General features: G+C 51.3%; 19 protein-coding genes. 8 read left to right on the forward strand and 11 right to left on the reverse strand.

Features of this window, described 5'->3' with window-relative positions:
- Window positions 1-64: 64 nt before the first annotated feature.
- Entirely contained in the window at window positions 65-955 is an 891-nt protein-coding gene (locus tag ACMGDE_RS11865; protein WP_436832999.1) for a thioredoxin family protein, read from the forward strand.
- Between the two features lie 11 nt (window positions 956-966).
- Here the strand turns inward: ACMGDE_RS11865 and uvrB are convergent, their stop codons facing one another.
- On the reverse strand, window positions 967-3,003 hold the full coding sequence (gene uvrB / locus ACMGDE_RS11870; RefSeq protein ID WP_436833000.1) for an excinuclease ABC subunit UvrB: 2,037 nt from the start codon (window positions 3,001-3,003) through the stop codon (window positions 967-969).
- A 111-nt stretch (window positions 3,004-3,114) separates the two neighbouring features.
- Here uvrB and upp point away from each other — a divergent pair, with 111 nt between their 5' ends.
- The 6 genes from upp (at window position 3,115) to ACMGDE_RS11900 (ending at window position 6,146) form a co-directional block, all read left to right on the forward strand.
- Window positions 3,115-3,762 carry a uracil phosphoribosyltransferase gene (gene upp, locus ACMGDE_RS11875; RefSeq protein ID WP_436833001.1) on the forward strand — a complete coding sequence of 216 codons (648 nt, stop codon included), beginning with the start codon at window positions 3,115-3,117 and terminating at the stop codon, window positions 3,760-3,762.
- 2 nt (window positions 3,763-3,764) lie between these two features.
- Window positions 3,765-4,178, forward strand: coding sequence for a hypothetical protein (locus ACMGDE_RS11880; protein ID WP_436833002.1), 414 nt, complete (start codon window positions 3,765-3,767; stop codon window positions 4,176-4,178).
- Entirely contained in the window at window positions 4,175-4,795 is a 621-nt protein-coding gene (locus ACMGDE_RS11885; protein ID WP_436833003.1) for an outer membrane beta-barrel protein, read from the forward strand. The genes ACMGDE_RS11880 and ACMGDE_RS11885 overlap by 4 nt, the downstream gene beginning before the upstream one ends.
- Window positions 4,796-4,962: 167 nt before the next feature.
- On the forward strand, window positions 4,963-5,436 hold the full coding sequence (locus tag ACMGDE_RS11890; protein WP_436833004.1) for a ribonuclease H-like YkuK family protein: 474 nt from the start codon (window positions 4,963-4,965) through the stop codon (window positions 5,434-5,436).
- A gap of 163 nt (window positions 5,437-5,599) precedes the next feature.
- A complete protein-coding gene (locus ACMGDE_RS11895; protein ID WP_436833005.1) occupies window positions 5,600-5,821 on the forward strand; it encodes a hypothetical protein in 222 nt (73 codons plus the stop codon).
- The gene (locus tag ACMGDE_RS11900) at window positions 5,811-6,146 is read left to right on the forward strand and encodes a hypothetical protein (RefSeq protein WP_436833006.1); all 336 of its coding nucleotides are present in this window, start codon (window positions 5,811-5,813) and stop codon (window positions 6,144-6,146) included. Before ACMGDE_RS11895 ends, ACMGDE_RS11900 begins: the two co-directional genes overlap by 11 nt.
- A 4-nt stretch (window positions 6,147-6,150) precedes the next feature.
- Here ACMGDE_RS11900 and ACMGDE_RS11905 read toward each other — a convergent pair whose 3' ends face one another.
- The 10 genes from ACMGDE_RS11905 to ACMGDE_RS11950 form a co-directional block, all read right to left on the reverse strand.
- Entirely contained in the window at window positions 6,151-7,545 is a 1,395-nt protein-coding gene (locus ACMGDE_RS11905; RefSeq protein WP_436833007.1) for a sulfatase family protein, read from the reverse strand.
- Complete coding sequence (locus ACMGDE_RS11910) at window positions 7,545-8,519, reverse strand: sugar phosphate isomerase/epimerase family protein (protein WP_436833008.1); 975 nt, start codon at window positions 8,517-8,519, stop codon at window positions 7,545-7,547. Before ACMGDE_RS11910 ends, ACMGDE_RS11905 begins: the two co-directional genes overlap by 1 nt.
- A 39-nt stretch (window positions 8,520-8,558) precedes the next feature.
- Complete coding sequence (locus ACMGDE_RS11915; RefSeq protein ID WP_436833009.1) at window positions 8,559-10,166, reverse strand: sulfatase; 1,608 nt, start codon at window positions 10,164-10,166, stop codon at window positions 8,559-8,561.
- Window positions 10,167-10,269: 103 nt separating this feature from the next.
- On the reverse strand, window positions 10,270-11,787 hold the full coding sequence (locus ACMGDE_RS11920; RefSeq protein WP_436833010.1) for a sulfatase family protein: 1,518 nt from the start codon (window positions 11,785-11,787) through the stop codon (window positions 10,270-10,272).
- Window positions 11,784-13,610 (reverse strand): sulfatase-like hydrolase/transferase, encoded by a 1,827-nt coding sequence (locus ACMGDE_RS11925; RefSeq protein ID WP_436833011.1) that lies wholly within the window; start codon window positions 13,608-13,610, stop codon window positions 11,784-11,786. The genes ACMGDE_RS11920 and ACMGDE_RS11925 overlap by 4 nt, the downstream gene beginning before the upstream one ends.
- A 45-nt stretch (window positions 13,611-13,655) precedes the next feature.
- A complete protein-coding gene (locus tag ACMGDE_RS11930; protein WP_436833012.1) occupies window positions 13,656-15,104 on the reverse strand; it encodes a RagB/SusD family nutrient uptake outer membrane protein in 1,449 nt (482 codons plus the stop codon).
- Between the two features lie 18 nt (window positions 15,105-15,122).
- On the reverse strand, window positions 15,123-18,383 hold the full coding sequence (locus ACMGDE_RS11935; RefSeq protein WP_436833013.1) for a TonB-dependent receptor: 3,261 nt from the start codon (window positions 18,381-18,383) through the stop codon (window positions 15,123-15,125).
- Between the two features lie 355 nt (window positions 18,384-18,738).
- A complete protein-coding gene (locus ACMGDE_RS11940) occupies window positions 18,739-19,884 on the reverse strand; it encodes a FecR family protein (protein ID WP_436833014.1) in 1,146 nt (381 codons plus the stop codon).
- An 85-nt stretch (window positions 19,885-19,969) separates the two neighbouring features.
- On the reverse strand, window positions 19,970-20,569 hold the full coding sequence (locus tag ACMGDE_RS11945; protein WP_436833015.1) for an RNA polymerase sigma factor: 600 nt from the start codon (window positions 20,567-20,569) through the stop codon (window positions 19,970-19,972).
- A 72-nt stretch (window positions 20,570-20,641) separates the two neighbouring features.
- Window positions 20,642-21,220 carry an RNA polymerase sigma factor gene (locus ACMGDE_RS11950; protein ID WP_436833016.1) on the reverse strand — a complete coding sequence of 193 codons (579 nt, stop codon included), beginning with the start codon at window positions 21,218-21,220 and terminating at the stop codon, window positions 20,642-20,644.
- Between the two features lie 194 nt (window positions 21,221-21,414).
- On the opposite strand from ACMGDE_RS11950, the gene ACMGDE_RS11955 reads away from it, so the two are divergent.
- Window positions 21,415-22,563 (forward strand): FecR family protein, encoded by a 1,149-nt coding sequence (locus tag ACMGDE_RS11955; RefSeq protein ID WP_436833017.1) that lies wholly within the window; start codon window positions 21,415-21,417, stop codon window positions 22,561-22,563.
- Window positions 22,564-22,648: the final 85 nt, after the last annotated feature.

Raw genomic sequence — 22,648 nt, forward strand, 5'->3', positions numbered from 1 at the left:
TACACATCCGATGGCGACAATCGTCGGATATTCCGTAATTTTGTCTACATAATCAGTAGTCTTTATGCAGCGGATCATTTTTACCCTTTTCTTTATCGTCGCCGCGGCGGCTGTGGTTGTCGGTCAGCCCGCGAATACGCCGATTGTCAATACCGAGCACACCCGTGCCAACGGACAGAAGGTCCTGTTGGGTCATTGTTCGCCATCGGTCATGCAAAACGGCATTTACCAAGAATGGTACGATCGGAGCTATACCGATTATACCGTTGATGCGGATTTGGCCAAACAGGTTGCCCCCCTACTCAAAGGCAAGGTCATCGAAATCTTTGCGGGCAGCTGGTGCAGCGATACCCGGCGGGAAATCCCCCGCCTGATGAAAATATTGGAAGCCAACGCCTTTGACACGGCGCAAGTGAAGCTCATTTTCGTAGACAACAGCAAAGCCCTCTACAAACAAAGCCCTCAACACGAAGAGGCCGGTAAAGCCATCCACCACATTCCGACCATTATCGTCTATGAAAAGGGCCAAGAACTCAACCGGATCGTTGAAACCCCGGTTCAGTCGTTGGAGCAGGACCTGTTTGACATCCTCTCAGGCAAACCCTATCGGTCCAACTATTACGCCATCACATATTGGCAACGGTTGCCGGATACTGATAGCGCCCTGTCGCCCAAACAGCTGAACAAGATCGCAGCGACCATCAAGGAGCTGTCTAAAAATGCCGCCGAATTCAACGGATACAGCTATGCACTAGCCGCCCAGGGCCGCCTTGCGGAAGCCACCAATGTGTTGCAACTCAATGCACGGTTATACCCCCAGGACCCGACCAGCCACCTTAATCTGGGTAAACTCTATAGCCAGACCGGTGAGACCCGGCTCGCGCAAAAACACCTGAAAAAAGTGTTGGCGCTGGAGCCGGACAATGCCGATGCAAAGGAACTGCTTGATAAATAGCGCATCACAGGTCACCGGTCACCAAACTGCTCCTTAAAGGCCTTCTCCATAGCGAACATTTCGTCACGCAACTTGGCTGCCTGCAAGAAGTCCATTTCCTTTGCCGCCTTCTCCATATCCCTGCGCACCTTATCGATGGCCTGCTTCATTTGCGGCTCGCTCATGTACTGGAGCAGCGGATCCGCTGCCGCGCTGTCCGCCAGCTCAGGTTCCACATAGATTTTGGCCTCACCACCCTTGAAATCCGCAACAGACGTCTGCTCCATGATCGCCTCCCGTGACCGACCCACCGTGCGGGGTGTGATGCCGTGCTCTTCGTTATAGCGGATTTGCTTGTCCCGGCGCCGGTTGGTCTCGTCAATGGTCAAACGCATGCTATTCGTGATGGAATCGGCATACATGATGACCCGCCCTTTTTCGTTACGCGCAGCCCGGCCGATTGTTTGGATGAGCGACCGCTCCGACCGCAGGAACCCTTCCTTATCGGCATCCAATATAGCCACCAGCGTCACCTCCGGCAGGTCAAGCCCTTCACGGAGCAGGTTGATGCCCACCAACACATCAAATTCACCCAGACGAAGTCCGCGCAGGATCTCCACGCGGTCCAGGGTTTTGACCTCCGAATGGATATACCGCACACGGACACCCAATTTGCCCATATACTTGGTGAGCTCCTCGGCCATACGCTTGGTGAGCGTGGTGACCAACACCCTGCCCCCTTCCTTCGTCGCCCGGTCCACCTCATCCAATAGGTCGTCCACTTGGTTGATCACCGGACGGATTTCGATCACCGGATCGAGCAAACCCGTCGGACGGATGACCTGCTCGACCACCACTCCTTCCGTCCGTTGCAGCTCATAGTCCCCCGGCGTAGCACTTACGTAGACGGTCTGCGTGACCAACGATTCAAACTCCGGAAAATTCAAGGGCCGGTTATCCAGTGCCGCCGGTAGGCGAAAACCGTAGTCGACCAACGAAAGCTTGCGTGACCGGTCGCCCCCATACATCGCCCGGATCTGCGGGATGGTCACATGGCTCTCGTCGATGATCATCAGGTAGTCCTCGGGAAAATAATCCAGCAAGCAGAAGGGGCGCATACCCGGCTGCCTCCCATCGAAAAAGCGGGAATAATTCTCAATGCCATTGCAATAGCCCAATTCACGCATCATCTCCAAATCATAGTTGACACGCTCCTCCAGCCGCTTAGCCTCCAATGGTTTGCCATCCAACAATAGCTGCTCCTTACGTAATTCCAATTCCTCTCCGATCGCCCAAATGGAATTGACAAATTTTTCCCTCGGCGTCACAAACAGATTAGCCGGATACAACGCCATTGTTTCCATTTTTTCCAATGTCTTGCCCGAAATGGGATCGATCACACTGAGCTCATCGATTTCATCCCCGAAAAAGGAAACACGGTATGCCTCGTCCATATAGGCCGGGAAGATGTCCACGGTATCCCCTTTGACGCGAAACGTCCCCCGCTTAAAATCGGTCGTCGTACGGGCATATAAAATCTCCACCAGCCGGTGCAAAAAAGCATTGCGGCTCACGACCGTACCCACACCAAAACGGAAAACCGAACGGGAGAAGTCCTCCGGATTGCCCATACCATAGATACACGAAACCGACGACACCACGATGACATCACGCCGACCAGACATCAACGCCGAAGTGGTGCGCAGGCGCAGTTTTTCGATCTCGTCATTAATGGCAAGGTCCTTCTCGATATACGTGTTGGTCGACGCGATATATGCTTCCGGCTGGTAATAATCATAGTAAGACACAAAATAGTTGACCGCATTCTCCGGGAAGAACTGCTTGAACTCACCGTATAGCTGAGCAGCCAACGTTTTATTGTGGCTCAATATCAGGGCAGGGCGCTGCGTCTGTTGAATCAGGTTGGCGATGGTAAACGTCTTACCCGAACCGGTGACACCCAATAACGTTTGGTATAGTTCACCGGCGTTGACACCTTCAACCAATTGACGGATCGCCTCGGGCTGATCGCCCGTAGGGGTATATTCAGAAGTGAGCTTGAATTTCATAAAATAAAACTATACAGAAACAGTTTCCAGCATGCAATGTTTTGTAAGGAGGGTTCCATAACAAGAAAACAAAGATAACAAAAGCGCAGGGGAATTCATTATATTTGACTCATGGTTCATGTCTTAACCCAAGAAAATAGCGTTGCCAACCATTTTCTCGCCGAGCTGCGAAATGCCGCCGTCCAGCAAGACCGCCTGCGCTTCCGGTTCAATATGGAACGTTTGGGTGAGGTCTTCGCCTATGAGATCAGTAAGACTTTAGCCTTTGAACCCGTAGAAGTGGAAACCCCGCTGGGTATCGCTGAAACGGCAATGATGCCCGAACAACCCGTGCTGGCCACCATTCTCCGCGCAGGACTGCCCATGCATCAAGGCATGCTCCGGATGTTCGATCAAGCCGATTGCACATTCGTCGGCGCCTACCGTAAGACCAAGAAAAGCGGCGCGTTCGAAATCCGGAAAGAATATGTCAGCAGCGTCAATCTGGACAACCGAACCCTGATCTTGATTGATCCCATGCTGGCCACAGGAAAGACGGTCGTACTGACCTGCAAGGAGCTGCTGGACGACTTCGCCGTCAAATCGTTGATCATCGTGTCAGCTATTGCCAGCGAAGAGGGCATCACGCACGTTCGAGCCTTCCTTCCCCAGGCGCAGCTGTGGATAGGTGACATAGATAGCGAACTCACCAGCAAAGCCTACATCGTGCCCGGTCTGGGCGACGCCGGCGATTTGGCGTATGGAATCAAAGAAGGGTAACCATGAAACCGGCCGTCCTCATTCATTGCATTTTCTTTTTATTGATGTTCGCAAGCTGCGAAAAGCTGGAATTCTATGGCGATACATTCTATACCGTCACCGGGAAAATCACAGGCGAAGGTGGTCGTGCAATACTCCTCGCACCGTTACAATTGTATGCCACGAAAGCATACACGGCAGGGATATGGGATGGCACCAGACGCCAATTAACCGCCACCGGTAAAACAGGCCTAGATGGCACCTTCCAGATCACCTTCCCCAAATCGAACGGGCAGCATTATTTATTGATGGAAGGCTACCAAGTCGTTGATTCACTGGGTGGCTTTTCTGAATGCCCATCGTGCATCCAAGTTGACGTCAGCAACGCCATCGACTACGTTATCGACGTAGACCTCATCCACGTTACCGAGCCATGAAAGTTGTCTATGCCCTGTTGCTGGTTTGCCTGTTCCCCATACTGACCCAAGGCCAGGATACGGTTGCGCACGCCAACAAGTTCATGTATTTGGGGCCTACCGTTGGGTATCCTTGGTTCGGGGGCGACAATTTCTTACGTCACACGTACCGCCATCAGCCCTCCATTGCCTTTGAATTGGGCTTTAATATTTACCGGCGATTCGGTCTCGGTACGTACGCCAGGTACCACCGGGGTACCGTGCAAACCACCGAATATGTGGGCAATAGCATAGGGGGCGATATCAAAGAAGCCGGGATTTTGGCCCTATACCTTGTTCCCATAAACGAAAAATGGCTTTTCATACCGAAAATAGGCATCGGTTCCTTTTGGTTGACCAACCGATTGGAAAGTTCCAGCAGCGAAGACTACCGCTATACTTCGGAAGGCAAACTTTACTCGGTAAGGCCAACGATGAACTATTTCTTCAATGATCGCATCAGTATCTTTTCCGCCGTGGAATATGGATATGTCGATCTATCGCGCATCCGGGTAACCCGTGAGATGCGTCATGTATACCAAGGGTCGCATCAGTTCCATCTATCCGCCGGCGTGCGGCTGTGGATATTGAAACATTGAATAGCCGGTGTTGAAAACCATTTCAATGTTAATAAAAACATAACACTAAGTTATTGGGATTAAGCAAGTTTAACCCTTATCTTTATGTGATTTTTAAGTGCAGTGGAAAAACAGTGTGGAAAATTATTCTGTTCTTTACATTACATCATCCAGTTAATCCCATCATTATGACTTGGAAAAAATTCAGTGGCGAACCCATCCGCCAACCCATTCTCGATGAAGTCTCCACGACGATCACCCGCGAGTACGACTTGGGCAACAAGCTTAAAGTCTGCATCGGTACCGACTCACAAGTAAAGGGCGCCATTACGGAGTTTGCCACCGTCATCGTATTCGTCCGTGAAAAAAAAGGCGGCTTCATGTACATCCACCAGGATCGCACCACGCAAAAGATGAGCATCAAGGAACGCATGCTTGCCGAAGTACAACGTTCCATCGAGATCGCCTACTCACTCTGCGATATGCTCGACCGCTATGATGTGGACTTAGAGGTGCATGCCGACATCAATACCAACCCCATGTTCAAATCCAATCAGGCACTGCACGACGCGATGGGTTATATCCTCAGCATGGGCTTTGTGTTCAAGGCGAAGCCAGAGGCTTTTGCGAGTTCAGCGTGCGCGAATAAGGTGGTGCAATAGCTGTTTCCCGTTTAGTTGAGAAAACCATAGGGTCCTCCCGATGGTCAAATAGTTCTTCCGGTGGCTGCGCTTTTCGGAAATAACGCGTATAATACTATCGAGTCGTTCCAGCGCTCACTTTTTCAAATTTGCTAATCAGTGCTGTATTGCTTAACTTTGCGCTATGAGTGTTCAGTATTTAAGCGATGCTAAAGGCAAACGTACCAGCGTGTTGATATCACTAAAGGAGTGGGACGCGCTAAATAAGGAGCGAGAAAACCTCAGAAAGAAACTTCAAGAGGCCGAATTAACATTGCGTTTTAAAAAAACGCTTTCGGATGTACAGCGTTATAAAGCTAACAAGCTAAAAACCCGGACTGCACAGTCATTATTGGATGAGCTTTAGCATTGAGATCAGCGAAGCTTTTAGAAAAGCAGCTAAGAGTTTGGCGAAAAAGCATCCTTCACTCAAGAAAGACCTAACCTTATTCATTGAGCATTTAGTTGAGCATCCGACAGGCGGAACCCCGTTAGGTGGAGGGCTATACAAGGTCCGAATGGCCATTTCGAGCAAAGGAAAGGGAAAATCCGGCGGTGCTAGAGTTATTACCTGCCTTTTACTTGAAAAGGAAAAGATTTTATTAGCGGATATATACGACAAGGCTGACTTTGATACGGTTGATGAAAGGCAAGTCATTAGGAACCTCCGTGCAGAAGGATTTGACGTATAGTTTTTTAATGCACTGATTCCCACGCTTCCCCCGTTTCCCGGTCAAACTTATCCGGCGTAAGCCGTTCCGGCGTGCGATCCCCCGTCTCCGTCCGCCAATGTTCCATGATCGTCCTCAGGCGTTCCAGCTCCGCTGCATGCGCAGGGACCGATGCCACATTGACCAGTTGCTGAGGATCAGACCGGCAATCGAACAGTTCTTCCCTAGGGCGTGGCGTCACGAACACATCTGCCTGCGCCGCATTGAGCATCCCGCTGTCCCGCGCTTGTTTCAGGTCGGCAAACGCGGGGCTCCTAACCGCATCGGCAGGCCCTTGATTGGGCAATGCCGGACGCAAATTCAAGACATACAGGAAATCGTCCGTCCGTACCATCCGTTCCAACGCCTCGTAGTCGTGCCAGTTATGCTCCGTAAATACATGCTGGCGGTATGTGGCAGTCGGATCTTCAAACAGCCAGGCGAAGGACATCCCCTGAAAGCTCTTTGGGCTGTCGACACCCGCAAGTGCCAATACTGTCGGTGCGATGTCTACCGTGCTGAGGAGGCTATTGCTGACAGCACCGCCTTGCCTGATGCCTGCCGGCCAGCTGACGATAAAGGGTGTCTTAACGCCGCTGTCGTACAGACGGGTCTTGCCCCGGGGAAACGGACTGCCGTTATCTGACAGGATGATCAATACCGTATTTTCCAATACACCCTGCCGCTTGAGTTCCGCTTCCACCTCGCCAATAGCACGGTCGAAACGGCTGATTTCATCGTAGTAAGCCGCCAGATCACGGCGGGTGCCTTCCGCATCAACCAGATAAGGAGGCACGATGGTTTCTTCCGGCCGATGTCGACCACTTAAGTCATTCGGCCCCCAAGGACGGTGGGCGTCAAAAGCGGCAAACCAACAGAAAAAAGGCTTATCCTTAGGTCGTTCTTGCAGGGTGCTCACCCATCTTGCTTCCCCGCCGTCCCCGTTGAGCTTTCCCTTGTCCTGGACCAGATCAAAACCCCGCTTGGCCGGCTCGCCCATGTGCCACTTGCCCGCTTGGGCGGTGTAATAACCGGCCGTGCGCAACAATTCCGCAAAGGTCACAACGTCCGGTGGCAGGGGCATGTGCAGCTCCGCCGCACCCGTGTTATGCGGATACCGCCCCGATAGGATGCTGCAACGGCTAGGGCTGCATGAGCTGGTGGTCACATAAGCATTGGCGAATCGCATCCCCTCGGCCGCCATGCGATCGATGTGCGGGGTACGGACCGATGGGTTGCCGTAGCATCCGATGCCTTCCGCCCCGATGTCATCCGCAATGAACAGGATGATGTTTGGCCGTTTGTCTTGGCAATAGCCGCCAAACCCAAACAACAGCAAGAACATGCTGCTAGCGAGCAGCCCTTTTATCCCCCTAGTCATCACCCCATCAAACATTGCCGTGCATATTCCACGCAGCGGGCCACCTCTTTTACGGCATCGGATCCATCGGGCACCGGATATTCCAGCTCGACGGTAGCCGGAAATTTGTATTTCCGCTTGGCCATCAGCTGCAGCATCTCCTTAATGGGCGTATCCCCCTCCCCCCAGGGCAGGTTGGCTCCGCCATTTTCCTTTGATTTCCGGTCCTTGAAGTGGACGCTCACGATATGCTTGTGTTTTTCTTCGATGAATTTTATCGGATCAAATCCGGCAGCGACATAATGTCCCGCATCAAAATTGATCGCGTTGTAGTCGGATTGGGCGATGGCTTCGTCCCATAGGTCAAAGGTCTGCTGCAGGTGTCCATGGTATCCGACATAAACCTGATGCTTCGCCGCCAGTTTCCCCAATCGGATCGCTTGCTGCGGATCTTTCGGAAACTCTACATTGGCTTGGTTGGCGCCCAATGCCTTGGCCGCGCGGAAGGCGTACTCAATCTCCGCATCGGTATTGTTTACGCCCAATGCGCTGGGTTTATAGCCATAGATCGATACCCCCGCGGCATGAAATAGTTTTCTAAGTTCCGTGAACTTATCCATCGGAACGCGATCCCGCCATTCAGCCAACGCGGCGCGGTGCACCTGCTGGGCAGCAGCCTGCTGGTCTTTGTCATCGGAGCGCGGCGGTGCCTTGGGCGCTCCGGCGAAGGCCTCCGCAGCATCCCCCATCAATTCCACAGCACTCACGTTCGCCGCAATGCAATATTGCAGCAACTGTTCAGCGCTGCTGGGCATCGACCGAAACGAATAGGTGATTACGCCCACCTGAACACCCTTGAATACCGAATTCGGTTTACCCGGTTTATTCCAATCAGCGGGCATACCCAAGACGGTGTTGCCAAACGCGCTGGCCCCTAGCAACGCTACCGACGAGGCCCCTAAGAACCGTCGCCGGGAAATGTGTTTTTCATCCATATCAAACAATTAAAATCATATTCAACAAGTTTCAGCGGTTTAACCACCGCTTCCCCACCACCCATTACCGGGATCGAAATCTTCCGATAGGTATTCCTTCCGTTGCTGTTCCAGCTGGGGAAGTCGGGTATCGACTATTTTTTTTAGGTATGTTTTCTCTTGCTCCTCGTCATATGTCGGATCGGCCGTCGGATACCTTGCTCCCACGGCATTCAAATAGTCGAACAGCCTCGTATGCAATTCGCTAACCCTTCCCGGGTGATTGCCCGCCACATCATGCTGTTCCTCCAGATCTGTGCGGACATTGTAGAGTTCCTCATGCCCGTCCTCATAATAATGGATCAGTTTCCAGTCACCCTCCCGGATGATAGAAGAAGGCTCCCCTCCCTGGTTCCCATAATGCGGATAATGCCAGATCAGGGGCCGTTCGGTAAGGGTACCGCCCCGCAAAAGCGGTATCAGGCTCACCCCGTCGGTATGCGCATCCGGACGGAGCGGCGCATTCGCCAGCTCAAGCAGCGTGGGGTAGAAATCGGTTCCGGTGACCGGGACATCGCACCGCGCACCGCCATGGGTCATACCAGGCGCCTTAATGAAATAAGGTTCCCGTAATCCCCCCTCAAATTGGTACCCTTTGCCTCCCCGTAAGGGAAGATTCGAGGTGGAAAAGGCATCGCCGGCCGACACGCCACCATTATCCGATGTAAAGACGACTATCGTATTGCCCGCTAGGCCCAATTCATCCAATGCATCTAGCACCACACCAACCGCCTCGTCCATGCTTTCCACCAAGCCCGCGTAGATGGGGTTGTCCTGCACCTGACGAATGGGCAGGAAATGCCCCATCTCATATCCTTTTGGGGCAATCCCCCTGTTCGCCGCCTTGTTCCGGTATTTCTTCCATTTTTCTTGTGTGGTCTGTATGGGTGAATGGACGGCGTAGAACGAGAGGTAAGCGAATACCGGCTGACCGGTTTGTTCCGGATTGTTTTCCTTCAGAAACCTGGCGGTCTCCTGCGCCAGCCGCATCGACAGTTCTTCCCCTTCGGGGCCATCTTCGAGGTTTGGGTTTTCATAAGGAGAAAAATGTCCGCCCTTGGGACTGCCGTGCTCCCACCCCCCTATATTGACATCAAATCCATGATCTTCGGGCCAGGATCCTTTCCCGCCCAAGTGCCATTTTCCGGCAAAGAAGGTCTTGTATCCGGCTTCTTTCAATGCTTCAGGCAATGTCGTGTAGGCAGCAGGCAGTTTATGGGCATATTCGGCGGGCAACAGCTTGGTAAACCTGTTTAACGTCCTCCAGTCTTTCCCGGACTTGGCCCCGATATAGTCGGTGATGCCATGCCTTGCGGGAAACTTGCCAGTCATGATGCTCGCCCGCGATGGGCTGCACACCTGACAGGCAGCATAACCGTTGCTAAACATCATCCCTTCCCGCGCAATGCGATCAATGTTGGGCGTTTCATAGTAAACGCTTCCCATGCAGCTCAGGTCGTGGTAGCCCAGATCATCGGCTAGAATAAAGAGGATGTTGGGCCGTTGGTGTGCGCTGCTATCCTGAGTAAATGCACTTGATGCTAATGCCGTAAGCGGCAACAAACCGCAGAGCAATACGACATTCCTAGCATACGTTTTGAAATCCATTTAAATGGTTTTATAATTTCGGTCGCGCGATGTACGTTACGTCGGTTTTAATATCCGGCTTATTTCCGATGGGAAATTACGAATTATTCGACTTCTACACAACCTAAGGATGCGGAAATTGTCTGATCGGCCCCGAAAGCCGGGGATATCGTTCAAACACAGCCTCTCCATTTCCGATTACCCGCGGATCTGATGTTTGCATCAAATACCCTCCCAAGCGGTGTCGGAGCTCAAGTAGTTCCTCAGTAAAGGTAGTATCGCCTGCAATATTGACCAGACATGCTGGGTCTGTTGTAATGTCGTACAACTCTTCGGCTGGTCGCTTTCCCACAGCCAGTCTGAACAGATCGGCGTACAGCGAATCGTTTCCTTCCCGAATCAAAAAGTTGGCTGCCGCATCATCGATATCATGATAGGCACCATGGGGCTTCCCTAACTGCCCGGTTTCATCATATTGCCGGGGATCGCCGGCCGGCCATCGTTCGGGAGCAAAATTGCGTATATAGAGATACTGTTTGGTACGGATACATCGCTGCGGGTATCCCAAGTTATTCCACCTGGATGAGGAGTGCCGTTCCCTGGATGCGTACACCGCATCGCGAGGGAAAGGAGATACACCGGTCAATCCATCCAAAAGACTCTTCCCCTCGATCCGATAATTGGGATAGTCAGCCTGGGCGACATCAAGGAATGTCGGGAAAAGATCCATCAAACTCACTAAATCATCCGAAACACGTCCGCCCGTTACCTGATTTCCCCACCGGATGGCCAGCGGCACATGAATGCCATACTCATATACATTGGCCTTAGCACGGGGGAACGGCATCCCGTTGTCAGATGTATACACAATCAGTGTATTATCCAGTTCTCCACGTTCGTCTAACACCTTCAGGATACGTTGCAAGTGGACATCGGCCCATTGGATCTCAAATCCATAGTCCAGCAAGTCGCTTCTCACTTCTGCTACATCGGGCAGGAAATCAGGCACGATGACTTCATCGGGCCGCATCCCCGAAGACCTTCCGATCCCCTTTTCATAGGCGCGATGGGGCTCATGCGTCCCAACCCAAAAGAAGAACGGTCGATCGTCGTCTCGCTGTTCCAAGAATTCGATGAAGTTCGCCGTATAGTCAACCGCAGAAATACCTTTCGGGCTATCCATTTCCCTGCTGGAAAATGCGGGGCCTGCGGGGTTGCGTTTTCTGCCGGAAGTCCGATAATCACCCGGTGCCCAACCCTTGCCTGTGAAACCAATAGCGTAGCCCGCAGCTTCTAACAGATCGGGAAAAGCCTTGAACGCCGTGGGAAAACTACTTGCGTGCGTACCCGCCTCCTCGAGTTGCCAACAATTCAACCCCGTAAGCAACGATGCCCGTGAGGGGCTGCAGCCTGGAGAAGCCGCGAAAGCATGGTTAAACAATACCCCCTCCCCGGCGATCCGATCAAACCCCGGGGTCGATATAGCGTTATCGCCATAGGCAGACGTGTGGGGCCACGATTGGTCATCGGCAATAAAGAGTAAAATATTGGGTCGTTCACGCTTTTCACGCTTATTTTTCCAAGCGTTTCCGCCGCAGCTCAAAAAAAGGAATAGCGGCAGTGCTATGAGCAGTGGTCTCATTGTTCCAAGGTTTTAATGAGTCCTCTGGCTGCCCGGATGTCATAATCATTCCCTTTGGGATGGGAAGCCACCAACCGTTGGGCTGCTTCCAACGCAGGCAGCGCATCGTGCTGTACCGTCTGCAGCACATTCAGCGCTTGTACGCGTGCCATCCGATTCCGGTCAGCGAGCGCATCCGTCAGCGCGCTCACTGCCCGTTCTTTTTCACCGAGGTAATACAACGCTTCAGCCACCGCAATCCGCACAGCCGCCACCGAATCCTCCAGCAACGATACTAAATCGGGTTTTGCCGCCGCTGCATCACCCCCCAAGATCCGGCAACCTGTCGCGGCCCAATAGCGGACAACCGGATTCTTATCTTGCAGTTTGGTCGTCAGAGCCGGTAGATTTCCGGTTTGCCCGGAAGCCGCCATGCTGGCCGTTTCCAGTATGCGTTCCAATGGATAATCCCCGTCTCTGGCAAACGCATATAGGGGGGTCGTCTCGGAGATATCGGCCATCATGGATTCGGGGATGAAGCCCACGTCCTTAGCTGCGAGAATCCAAGTCTCCATTGCTTCACGCAGGCTATCCACCACCTGCCGGTAAGCAGGATTCAAAGCTAGGTTATGGATGTTGTGCGGGTCCGCCTCGGTGTCGTACAGTTCCTCAAACGGTTTGGGTTCCCAAAATGCCGACTGCACGGCATTCAATCTACCCTCCTGGTAAGCATGCTCCCAAGAAGGCATCGATGGGGCCTGCCAGAGGTACTCAATATATTGTCCATAAATCTTGTGGGGCATGAAGTTGCGGGTATAGCGATACCGGGCATCCCGCACCGTGCGGCTCAGGTCGATCCGCTCATCCATGCGCCCTCTGAATGCAAAGGCGTAAGCAGGAGGGGCTTCGGCACGCTCCCCGAGAAACGCGTGACCCTGCATATATTCAGGGACCGGCACTCCAGCGAGCCCGAGTACGGTAGGGGCAAAATCAACAAACGAAACGACGCGGTCTGCATGTGTACCCGCGCCACCCGGGGCCAAATGGGCATATTTTTTCGGGAATCGGATGATCAATGGGATATGCAACCCCGAGTCGTACAAAAACCGCTTGCTCCTCCCCAACACCCCGCCGTGGTCACTGTAATAAAAGACGATTGTATTTTCTGCAAGTCCCTCCTGCTCCAATGCATCCAAGATACCACCCACCCAGGTATCCATCTGCGTGATGCGGTCATAATACTGTGCCCAATCATGTTCCATCTCGGCGGTCCGTGGGTGGTAGGGGGGAATGGGTGCCTTCCTGGGGTCATGCATCAGCGTATCCAGCGGCTTATGAATAGAACTCTCATGAGAAATGTTCGTATTGAAAACAGCGAAGAAGGGTTGTCCGGGCTTCCGGTTTTTGTAGGTAGCCGTATTGGACGACTCGTCCCATGCCGCGTCCATCCGCCCTGCTAACGGAGACAGGTTGTAGTCGGTTTTGGCATTGTTCGTCGTATAGTATCCGGCTTTCCGCAGGTATTCCGGAAACAGCCTGATCAGCTCCGGGATCGGGTACTGGCTGCGCATGTGCTCGGTGCCCATAGCGGTCGGATACACGCCTGTGATCAGCGTCGAACGGGAAGGTGCACATACCGGGGCCGCAGAAAATGCCCGCTCATACAGCACCCCTTCGGATGCCAACCGATCCAATCGGGGCGTCGCCGCAAACGTATCGCCATAGCAACCCAAGAACGGACTGTTATCTTCGCTGACGATCCACAGAATATTGGGTCGATCCGGTTGAGAATAAGCCAGTGCGGATGGTCCGACAAGGGCAGTCAAGATTAAAAGACATTTCATGATGATCTGTGTTTAATTAAAACGTTCACGCATATAAGCATTTATTCAGTACCCCGGATTCTGGGTGATCGCTGGGTTAACATCAATCACATTGAGCGGGATCGGAAACAATAGCTTCGTTTCATCGATCGCATACCCCTTGCTTCCCATGACGGCGATGGCGCGATTGGTGCGCACCAGATCGAAGAACCGATGAAACTCAAAGCACAATTCCATCCTCCTTTCATGCTCGATGGCCAGCGCAAGCGTTGGATACGCACTTGGATAGCCCGGCTCCCCGAACCCCGGTAACCCAGCCCGCGCCCGCACGGCATTGAGGTATATCGGATCACCCGTGACTTCGGCATACATGAGCAGGATGTCCGCGTAACGGATAATTTCTACATTTTGCCCCGGGTAACGCCAGTCGGGATCGTAAAATTTCATGGTAAATGGATAATCGACGAACTGTCCGGTCGCCGGGTTGTCAAAGCCGGGTTGTGCCGAAATCCGTTTTCGGACAGCGTCCGCCGTTTCAAATTCGTTCATCAGGTCATCGGTGGGCGTATTAAGCCCCAATGGCCTGAATACCTCGGTCTGCCCAGGAAGGTGAAATGCAAAATGCCAGGGCAAATAAGTCATCTGATGAGTGCTGTTTACCTGGTTTTGGCCGGCCAGATACTGGATTTCCAAGATCGACTCCTTGCAATTCTTGGTCGCTGGATGGAAAACATGTAGATAATCCGATGTATCAATGACCCCATTACCGTTTGCATCCAACGAGTACTTTCCGCTGCCGATGATTGCTTCCAGCTCCGCCCGCGCATTATCCGCTTCTCCAATGGTCAGGAACACCTTGGCCAGCACCGCACGGGCTGCATACCGCGTAACCCGCCCAACATCCGACCCCGTGTAGGATTCCGGCAGGGTCTCTTTGCAATAGGTCAGATCGCTTACGAGCTGCGCATAAACCGTCGCCTTGTCTTCGCGGAGGTATTCATAGCTCTCTTCCTGAGACAGGACTTTCAAGACCAAGGGTATATTGCCCCAGGCCCTCACCATGTTGAAATAGATCAACGAACGGACGAACAGTGCCTCGGCCTTCAACCGCTCTTTCAATGTGGGGTCACTGAAAACCACTTCGGTGGCTTCCAACTGTTCAATGACGTGATTGCAGATAAAGATGCCATTGTAACTGGTTTCCCAGATGCTTTGGATCCGCGCATTATTGGACGTAATGCGGAAGTTGCTGATATCGTCGGATACCAACTCCGTCCCAGCCGCGATCTGGATGAATGTGTTATCCGAGGCCAGTTCGCCGTATTGATCGGCAACGCCCTTTGCCTCGTATGTCCGCCGAAGTTGGCGATACACGTCATTGGCGGCTTGCCTAAATTGTTCTTCCGTCTGATAGAAATCGCCTTCCGTCAATGAGGTCGTCGGACGGAGATCTAGCTCGTTGCTACAACCGATGGATAGCAGCGTGATATAAAGTGTATATGTTAATTTTTTCATGGTTTATCGGAATTGGAATTAAAGACCAATATTTATACCTAGTGTATACGTCTTCGACGAGGGATAAGGGGAGTGCGAAACACCCCTGACGGTCGCATCCGTGATATTGCCATTGAAATTTTCCGGATCGAATAGTGGACTCTTTTTTTCCGTGAAGAGGTTTTGTCCATTGAAATAGATTCGCAACGATGTCAGGTGTAGCCGTTTGAGTACTGAAGGCCTCAGCGTATAGCCTAGCGTGAGGCTCTTCACTCGCAAAAACGACCCATCGGCCACCCAGTAACTTGATGCCGCTTGATTATATGGCCCCAGGTCTACATTCAGTTTATAATGGTATCCATCACCGGGTTCGTCTTCCGATCGCCAGCGATTGCTAACCTCAGCGAAGTAATTCCGGCCTTCATGGTAAAATTTTGACCGCCGGAAATTGACATCGAACACTTCATTGCCTTGAACACCCTGCACCAATACACTCAAATCAAACTGTTTGTACCGAAAGTCGTTGGTAAATCCATAAGTGAAGTCCGGCGTACTATTTCCGATGATGGTCCGATCGTCACCCGTGATCCGCCCATCGCCATTGACGTCTCGGTACTTGCCATCCCCGGGCGTGGCGCCCGCATAACTTGCCGGATCGGCATCGATTTCGGCCTGGCTCTGGTATACCCCCAAGTATTCATACGCAAAAAAGTTATAAATAGGCTCGCCTATCCGGTTCAGCAATTGCATGCCGTTTCCGATGTCAATGACCATCGGCGCCCCGTCCCTTCCCAATTCGAGGACCTCACTCCGATTCATGGAGAAGTTCAGCTGCGTGGACCAGGAAAATTCACCTATCAGATTTCGCGTGTTGAGGTTCAATTCCAAGCCGCGGTTCTCCAACTTTCCAATATTTTGGAAGACACCGGTAAATCCAATGATAGAGGGCGCCGGTACGTTGAGCAGCAGCCCATCTGAGGTGGACCGGTAAACATCCGCCTCCAGCGCAATCCGGTTATCGAAAAAGCCACCTTCCAATCCTACATTCACCTGCTGGGTTCGCTCCCATGCCAAGTCTGTGTTCGCGAGGTTAGCAGGATAATAGGAAAGATCCAAATTATCACCAAATGCCGCACGTTCCCAATTCATGGCGCGGAGATAGAGATAATCACTGAACCGGTCGTTTCCGGTGTAGCCGAAACTTGCGCGCAACTTCAAATGATTGATGAAACTAACGGGCAGCATAAAAGACTCATCGCTGATCACCCATCCCGCGGACACCGAGGGGAAATACCCCCATTTATTTTGGGGCGCAAACCGCGAAGATCCATCACGCCGCACGCTTGCGCTGAGCAGGTACCTGCTCTTAAACGAATAGTTGACCCGGCCGAAATAGGAAATCAATGTCGTTTCTGTCGCATTGTCCAACGCCTGAAACACCGTGCTACCCATACTGAGGGACGGCGTGAGGTCGTTTTCATAACCCCTTCGTTCTTGGGTGGTACCGTAAAATTCGTTCTTGTTAAACTCAAATCCCAATAAACCAGACACATGATGGCCTCCAATATGTTTATCGTAATTCAAAAGTTGTTGCGCCGTATAGTTCACTACGTTATCCTGCCTGACCGTCATGATGCCTTCCGTGTAATTATCGGGACCTAGATAATGATCGATTGCCTGGTAATTGCGGTCATCCGAACGCCGATAGTAGTAGTTGAAGGCCGATTTAAACGTCAGCTCCGGAAGCAGTGTGACCTGGGCAAAAACATTGCCTAAATTGTTGAACCGCTTGTGGATGATGAGGTCATTGATCCGGTAAAAGGGATGGCCATTGATCGGCCGGAAAAGAATGTTATCATAATTTTCATAGCCCGATGTATTCGCCGGAGCGCCGAGATATCCGTCCGATCCGAATACTGGATATATCGAAGGATATTGGACGGCCCATTCCACCGTTCGGTTGAACGGTTCCCGCTCACGGTCGCTGTTCATATTCAGTCCACCTCCGATTTCCAACCAATCGGTCACGTTGGAATTGACTTTGAGGTTCAATGCATATTTCTTGTAGGCTGACGTTATCACGATTCCCTCCTGATCAACAAACGCTCCCGAAAGCAGGTAGGTCGTCCGCTCATTCCCTCCTGTCACATTCAGATCTACTTTTTGCATGGGCGCGGTACGGAAGATCACATCCTGCCAATCCGTACTAGGCAAACTTTCGGGATGTTCAAATGCCGCTGGCCAGGTATATTTATACTGTCCGCGGGCTTCGACTGTATTGGGAGCATTGGGGTCTCCGCCAGAACCTATCCAACCGTTTTGCGCAGCGTCGATGGCCGCTTGCGCATATTCCGCAGCATTCATTACATCCACCTTATTGATGACCTGCTGGAGACTGGAAGCATAGCCTACTGTTACACGGGGTGTGCCGGATTTGCCTTTCTTGGTCGTCACGAGAATAACGCCGTTGGCCCCCCTTGAACCATAAATAGACGCCGACGCGGCATCCTTCAATATATCGATGGACTCGATATCGGCACTGTTTACCATGTTGAGGTCATAACTCGACAAAGGCATCCCGTCGACGACGATCAGCGGCGAGCTTCCTGCAGAAATCGAATTGATACCCCGCACCTGTACCGTGCTGGATGTCCCTGGACGACCATTTGCACTAATCACCTGCACACCAGGCACCTTGCCATAGAGCGCTTGGCCGAATTCAACCATGGGTCTACTACTCATTTCCACATCCATTTTCACACCAGCAACCGCCCCCGTTAAATCCCGCTTTTGCTGCGTCCCATACCCCACCACCACCACTTCATCCAAATCACTGACGGAAGTCTTCATAACAATATTGATGGTATTTTGACTTCCTACTGGTCGTTCTATCGCTTCAAAGCCGATAATAGTAAATGTCAATATATTTCCACTATCGGGAATACCGATTCGGTAGCCCCCTTCCCCATCAGTGGTAACCGCTGATGAAGAACCTTTCACTGATACGGTCACACCTTCCAGCGGATTGCCTTTTTCATCGGTGACCCGCCCACTGACAGTCCGTTGTTGCAATTCATTCGCTTTCCGTATTGTTTCCTTGCTTACCTGCATCGGCAATTTGGTGATCACGATGGTGTTTTCTGTAATGTGATAAGTCAACGATACGGGCTTCAACAACGATTCTAAGGCCTTGTTTAATGGCGTGTTGTTTATGCTAATGGATACCGCAATAGATGGGTCCACGAAACGGTCGTTGTAAACCACCATGAGATCGGTTTGTTTCTCAATGGTTTCGAACACCTTCCCTATTGGTTGGTTTTTTACATTCAAAGAAACCGTTTGCGATCGAGTTGTCGCACTCAAATGTACGCAACCGATTACCAGTAACAACGACGTTAATTTCATGATTCGAAATACCTGATGAATACCGTCAATGGGTATTTTTTCTTTCCCCAATAGAGGAAAAACATAATTTTTTATCATTACGTTTGTGTGTTTAGATAGCTTAACTAGCTGCTTTTAACTTTCGGTTTTAAATGGCGCTGTCTGACAATAGGGGAAGTGTTGGTCGCACTCCCCTTATTCGTTTTGGAATGTCACGTCTGTCTTTTCATATTACGTTGTTAAGTTTTTAATTGGTTATGGTTATTCAACACTAATTCACAATCAAGGTTCTGCCTTCTAGTTTGATATTAATAGCGGAAACTTGCAGGATGTCGAGTAAGCCCATTAACGAAACGCTCCGTTTAACTTTTCCGCTGAACGTTTTTTTTGGAATCCCGTTGTTATAGACAACTTCCACATCATACCACCTCGATATTTGACGCATCATTTCTTCAAACTGCGTTTTCTTGAAGTAAAACCGACCATCTTTCCATGCGGTATACTGTGCTACATCTACGGCCTGAACATCCATGGCGCCTGCGCGTAGAATGGATTGTTCCCCTGGTTTTAGGGCGACTGCTGATGAGTGTCCGGTAGTTGGCAGCCGATCGGGCGACACCTCAACGCTTCCCGCTACCAGCGTGGTTTTTATCACCTTTTCATCTTGGTAACCGGTGATATTGAATTCAGTCCCCAATACCGCCACTTCCTGTCCATCACTCTTCACCTTGAACGGCCGTCTCTCATCTTTCATTACCGAGAAATAACCCTCTCCACTCAATTCCACCACCCGTTCATTCCCCGTGAATCGGCTGGGATACTTCAATGTAGAGGCGGAGTTAAGCCAGACGTTCGTGCCGTCAGGCAATGTGATTTGATAGGTTCCTCCTTTCGGGGTCGTAAGTTGCAAGTCATAGGATGCGAGACCTTTTTCCAATACGGCACTTCCGTCTAGGTAACTAATTCCGTCTCCTATGACAATGCCCGTTTGGGTCTCACTTAAATCCACGACCCGGCCATCTGCAAGGGTGAGCGTGGCACGATTCCCACCAGGCGCAATATCTCCCGCATTTACGATTTCAGGTGGACGATCGACGATTGCATCATCAAAGAAAATCCACATACCGGCTAACACCGCTATAAGAACTGCGGTCGCGGCATAAGCGCCCCACCTCTTATAAATAGGCCGCCTGGTGAATCTACCTGTCCCATGTTGATAGATATGGGTCAATAACTGCTGTTGTTGATCATCATCCAAGCGGATACGTCCATGCGTATTCTCGAACGATCTCGATAGCATATATTTGATATCCGTTTCGAATGCAGGGTCCTGGATATATCCCCAAAGTTCCCGTTTATCCAATTCAGATATACTACCTTCTAGGTACTGCGATATCAATTGTTCCAGACGCTCCAAAATGAACTTACCTTTATGAACATTGACACACTTCCGGAAAAAGACGGGGTAATTCGGAACACCTATTTTTTTAAGATACTGATAGTCAGTTGTATTTTTTGAGAATCATCGAAAAAAAAGCGACATAAGAAAACGCATATTTCTTGAAATGTGCTCGGATTTTCCGAAGTGCGTCCTTCATATAGGCATGTACTGTTTGTGGAGAAATATTGAGCCGCTGGGCTACTTCCTCATATTTCAGTCCCTCTTGGTGGCAAAACTGATATACCTGCTTTTGCTGTACAGACAGTTTGTTGATTGCTTCGTCGAGGATTTGTTTGACGTCCTGGTAATCGAGACGCTCAATTGTAGAGTAATCTTCCCCATCGCTATTTGCCATTAACACCAATGCGGCTTTATTTTCATTGGCCAATTTACGAAGCACATTGAAACAATAGTTACGCACCAGCCTGTTGAGGTAGGCGGGAAAACGATCCACTTGGGTCAATCGACGCCGATCGAGCCAAATCTTAAGGAACACATCCTGAACAATTTCCACTGCCAAATCTTCCGAGTGCGTAATCTTCTGGCCAAAGGAAAACACAAAGGAGTGATAGTGCTGGAAAAGCACAGTAAAGGCTTTTTGATCCCCTGCTGCGATTTCAGCTAGTAACTCACGTTCGTTATACGGTGTTTGTCTAGCCACGTGTCGGATTTTAGACCTGAAAATTGGTTAGTGATTTACAAAAGTAAGGGATTATTCGGTTCCTGCAAGCGCTTACAGCAGCGCAAAAACCAATGGTACCAGTACCGTCAGTACCTTGCGGAGACGAAGCACACAATTGCGGAGCTGGTTTTGCACCGTTTTGCGCGAGATACCGAGTTGCTCCGCAATTTGGCCGGTGTTTAGGTCTTCCTGATACCGGAGCCGGTAGATCACCTGCTGCGAGGGTGTAAACGACGACACCACCCGCTCGTGCAATTGCATCAGTTCCCTGTACCGAAGGAGATGATCCGCCGGCAATCCTTCTGATTTCAACCCGGAAATGATATCGGACGTCAAATATTTCCGATGCTCCGTTTTGATCCAGTTCAGCACGCGATTCCGTACAGACATAAACAGGTAGGCACGCAAGTCGTCGATCCTCCGGAGTTGCCGGTTTTCCCATAAATCGAGAAATAGGCTCTGGGTGATGTCTTGAGCAATGCCGGTCTCCCCCGTTCTCGCCACGGCCAGGTGATAGACATAATGCCAATGGCGCTCATAGAGTTCAGTGAACGCGTCATAACAGACCCCTTCCCTCAATCGATGAAGCAATTCCCGGTCGCTCAAACGTTGCGTATGTAGCCTATCCATCGTAACAAATGTGAACACTCAACTTATCCACTAAGTTAACTGTGTATTAACTTTCCGCTCTACACGTGTAGGTGGCCACCGGGTAACCGGCTTACAACTGGCTTTTTGTATCACAAGTATACGCCATCGCTAAATAAAATCAAAAAAGTCACGGGACTTTTTCCGCGTTCATTGTCTTTATACCAAAAGGACACATGGGGTTCCAGCAGAAACGTTTCATCCGCATGCTATCGCAGTTCCTCCGGGACGATCACCTGGATGCCGAGGCTTTTGATCGGGAATACCCCATTGATCCGACGGGAGGCGATCCGGGTATCCACCCGGATAAGCAGCGGGTATATGAAGAAATGAATCAGTTTCTCGATACCCGCATCCGGCCAGCGGCGAGACCGTGGTTTCGCCGCGTTACATGGCTCGCCGTAGCGGCCTCATTGACCGTTGCATGTATTACCGGCACGTACTTATGGATGCATCGGCAGCAACATCCTATAGATCCGACGCTTGCTGACCTCCGGCACGACATTGATCCCGGAGGTCAGCGTGCACGCCTGGTACTCGGCAATGGCCGGGCCGTACAACTAGACGATCAACAGGCAGGGACAATCGCTGAACAATCCGGGCTTCGGATCGTCAAGGATGCGGATGGAAATGTGATCTATGAGGACCTTGGGGAATCCAATATTTCCACGAAATCTCCCGTAGAGAACCAACTCATCGTGCCTAGGGGAGGGCACTATACCGTATCCTTGCCAGATGGCACCCGCGTACAGCTGAATTCGGAATCGCGTTTAGTATACCCAACGCGCTTCACAGGAAAAACCCGGACCGTCCGCCTGTGGGGAGAGGCATACTTTGATGTGGCGCACGATGCATCCATGCCCTTCGAAGTGTTCAGCGGCGCGACCAAGACCACTGTGCTGGGGACGCGCTTCAATATCCGCGCATATGGAGCGGGTGCGGTGGAGACGACACTCATCGAGGGCTCGGTGAATTTCCAAACCGGCCGACAGGCGCATGTGCTGCAACCGGGAGAAACCGCCATCAATGCCGCAGATGGTGTCATCAACGTCGGTCGGGCCCACACCGAAAGGATACTGGCGTGGACGCAGGGGTATTTCTATTTCGAAGACAATACCATCACCGAAATCATGGAAATGCTGGCTCGCTGGTATGACATGGAGGTGCAGTACCAAGAGGGGTTGTCCGACCTCCGTTTCAGCGGCATGGTGTCCATGAATAAGCCCATTTCCACCATCCTGAACATCATCGAGCGGACAGAAGCCATCTCATTTGATATCAAGAATAACATGCAGGAAAGGAGGGTCGTCGTCATGCGGAAATAATCATACCACATCAACCGGCGACACCTTAAAAAAGTGACCCGGGACGCAGCAACGTCCCGGGCCAGTCTTGGAAATCGCCTTTAAA

The organism is Parapedobacter brassicae (genome assembly GCF_051400755.1).
In the GTDB taxonomy this organism is placed as follows: Bacteria; Bacteroidota; Bacteroidia; order Sphingobacteriales; family Sphingobacteriaceae; genus Parapedobacter.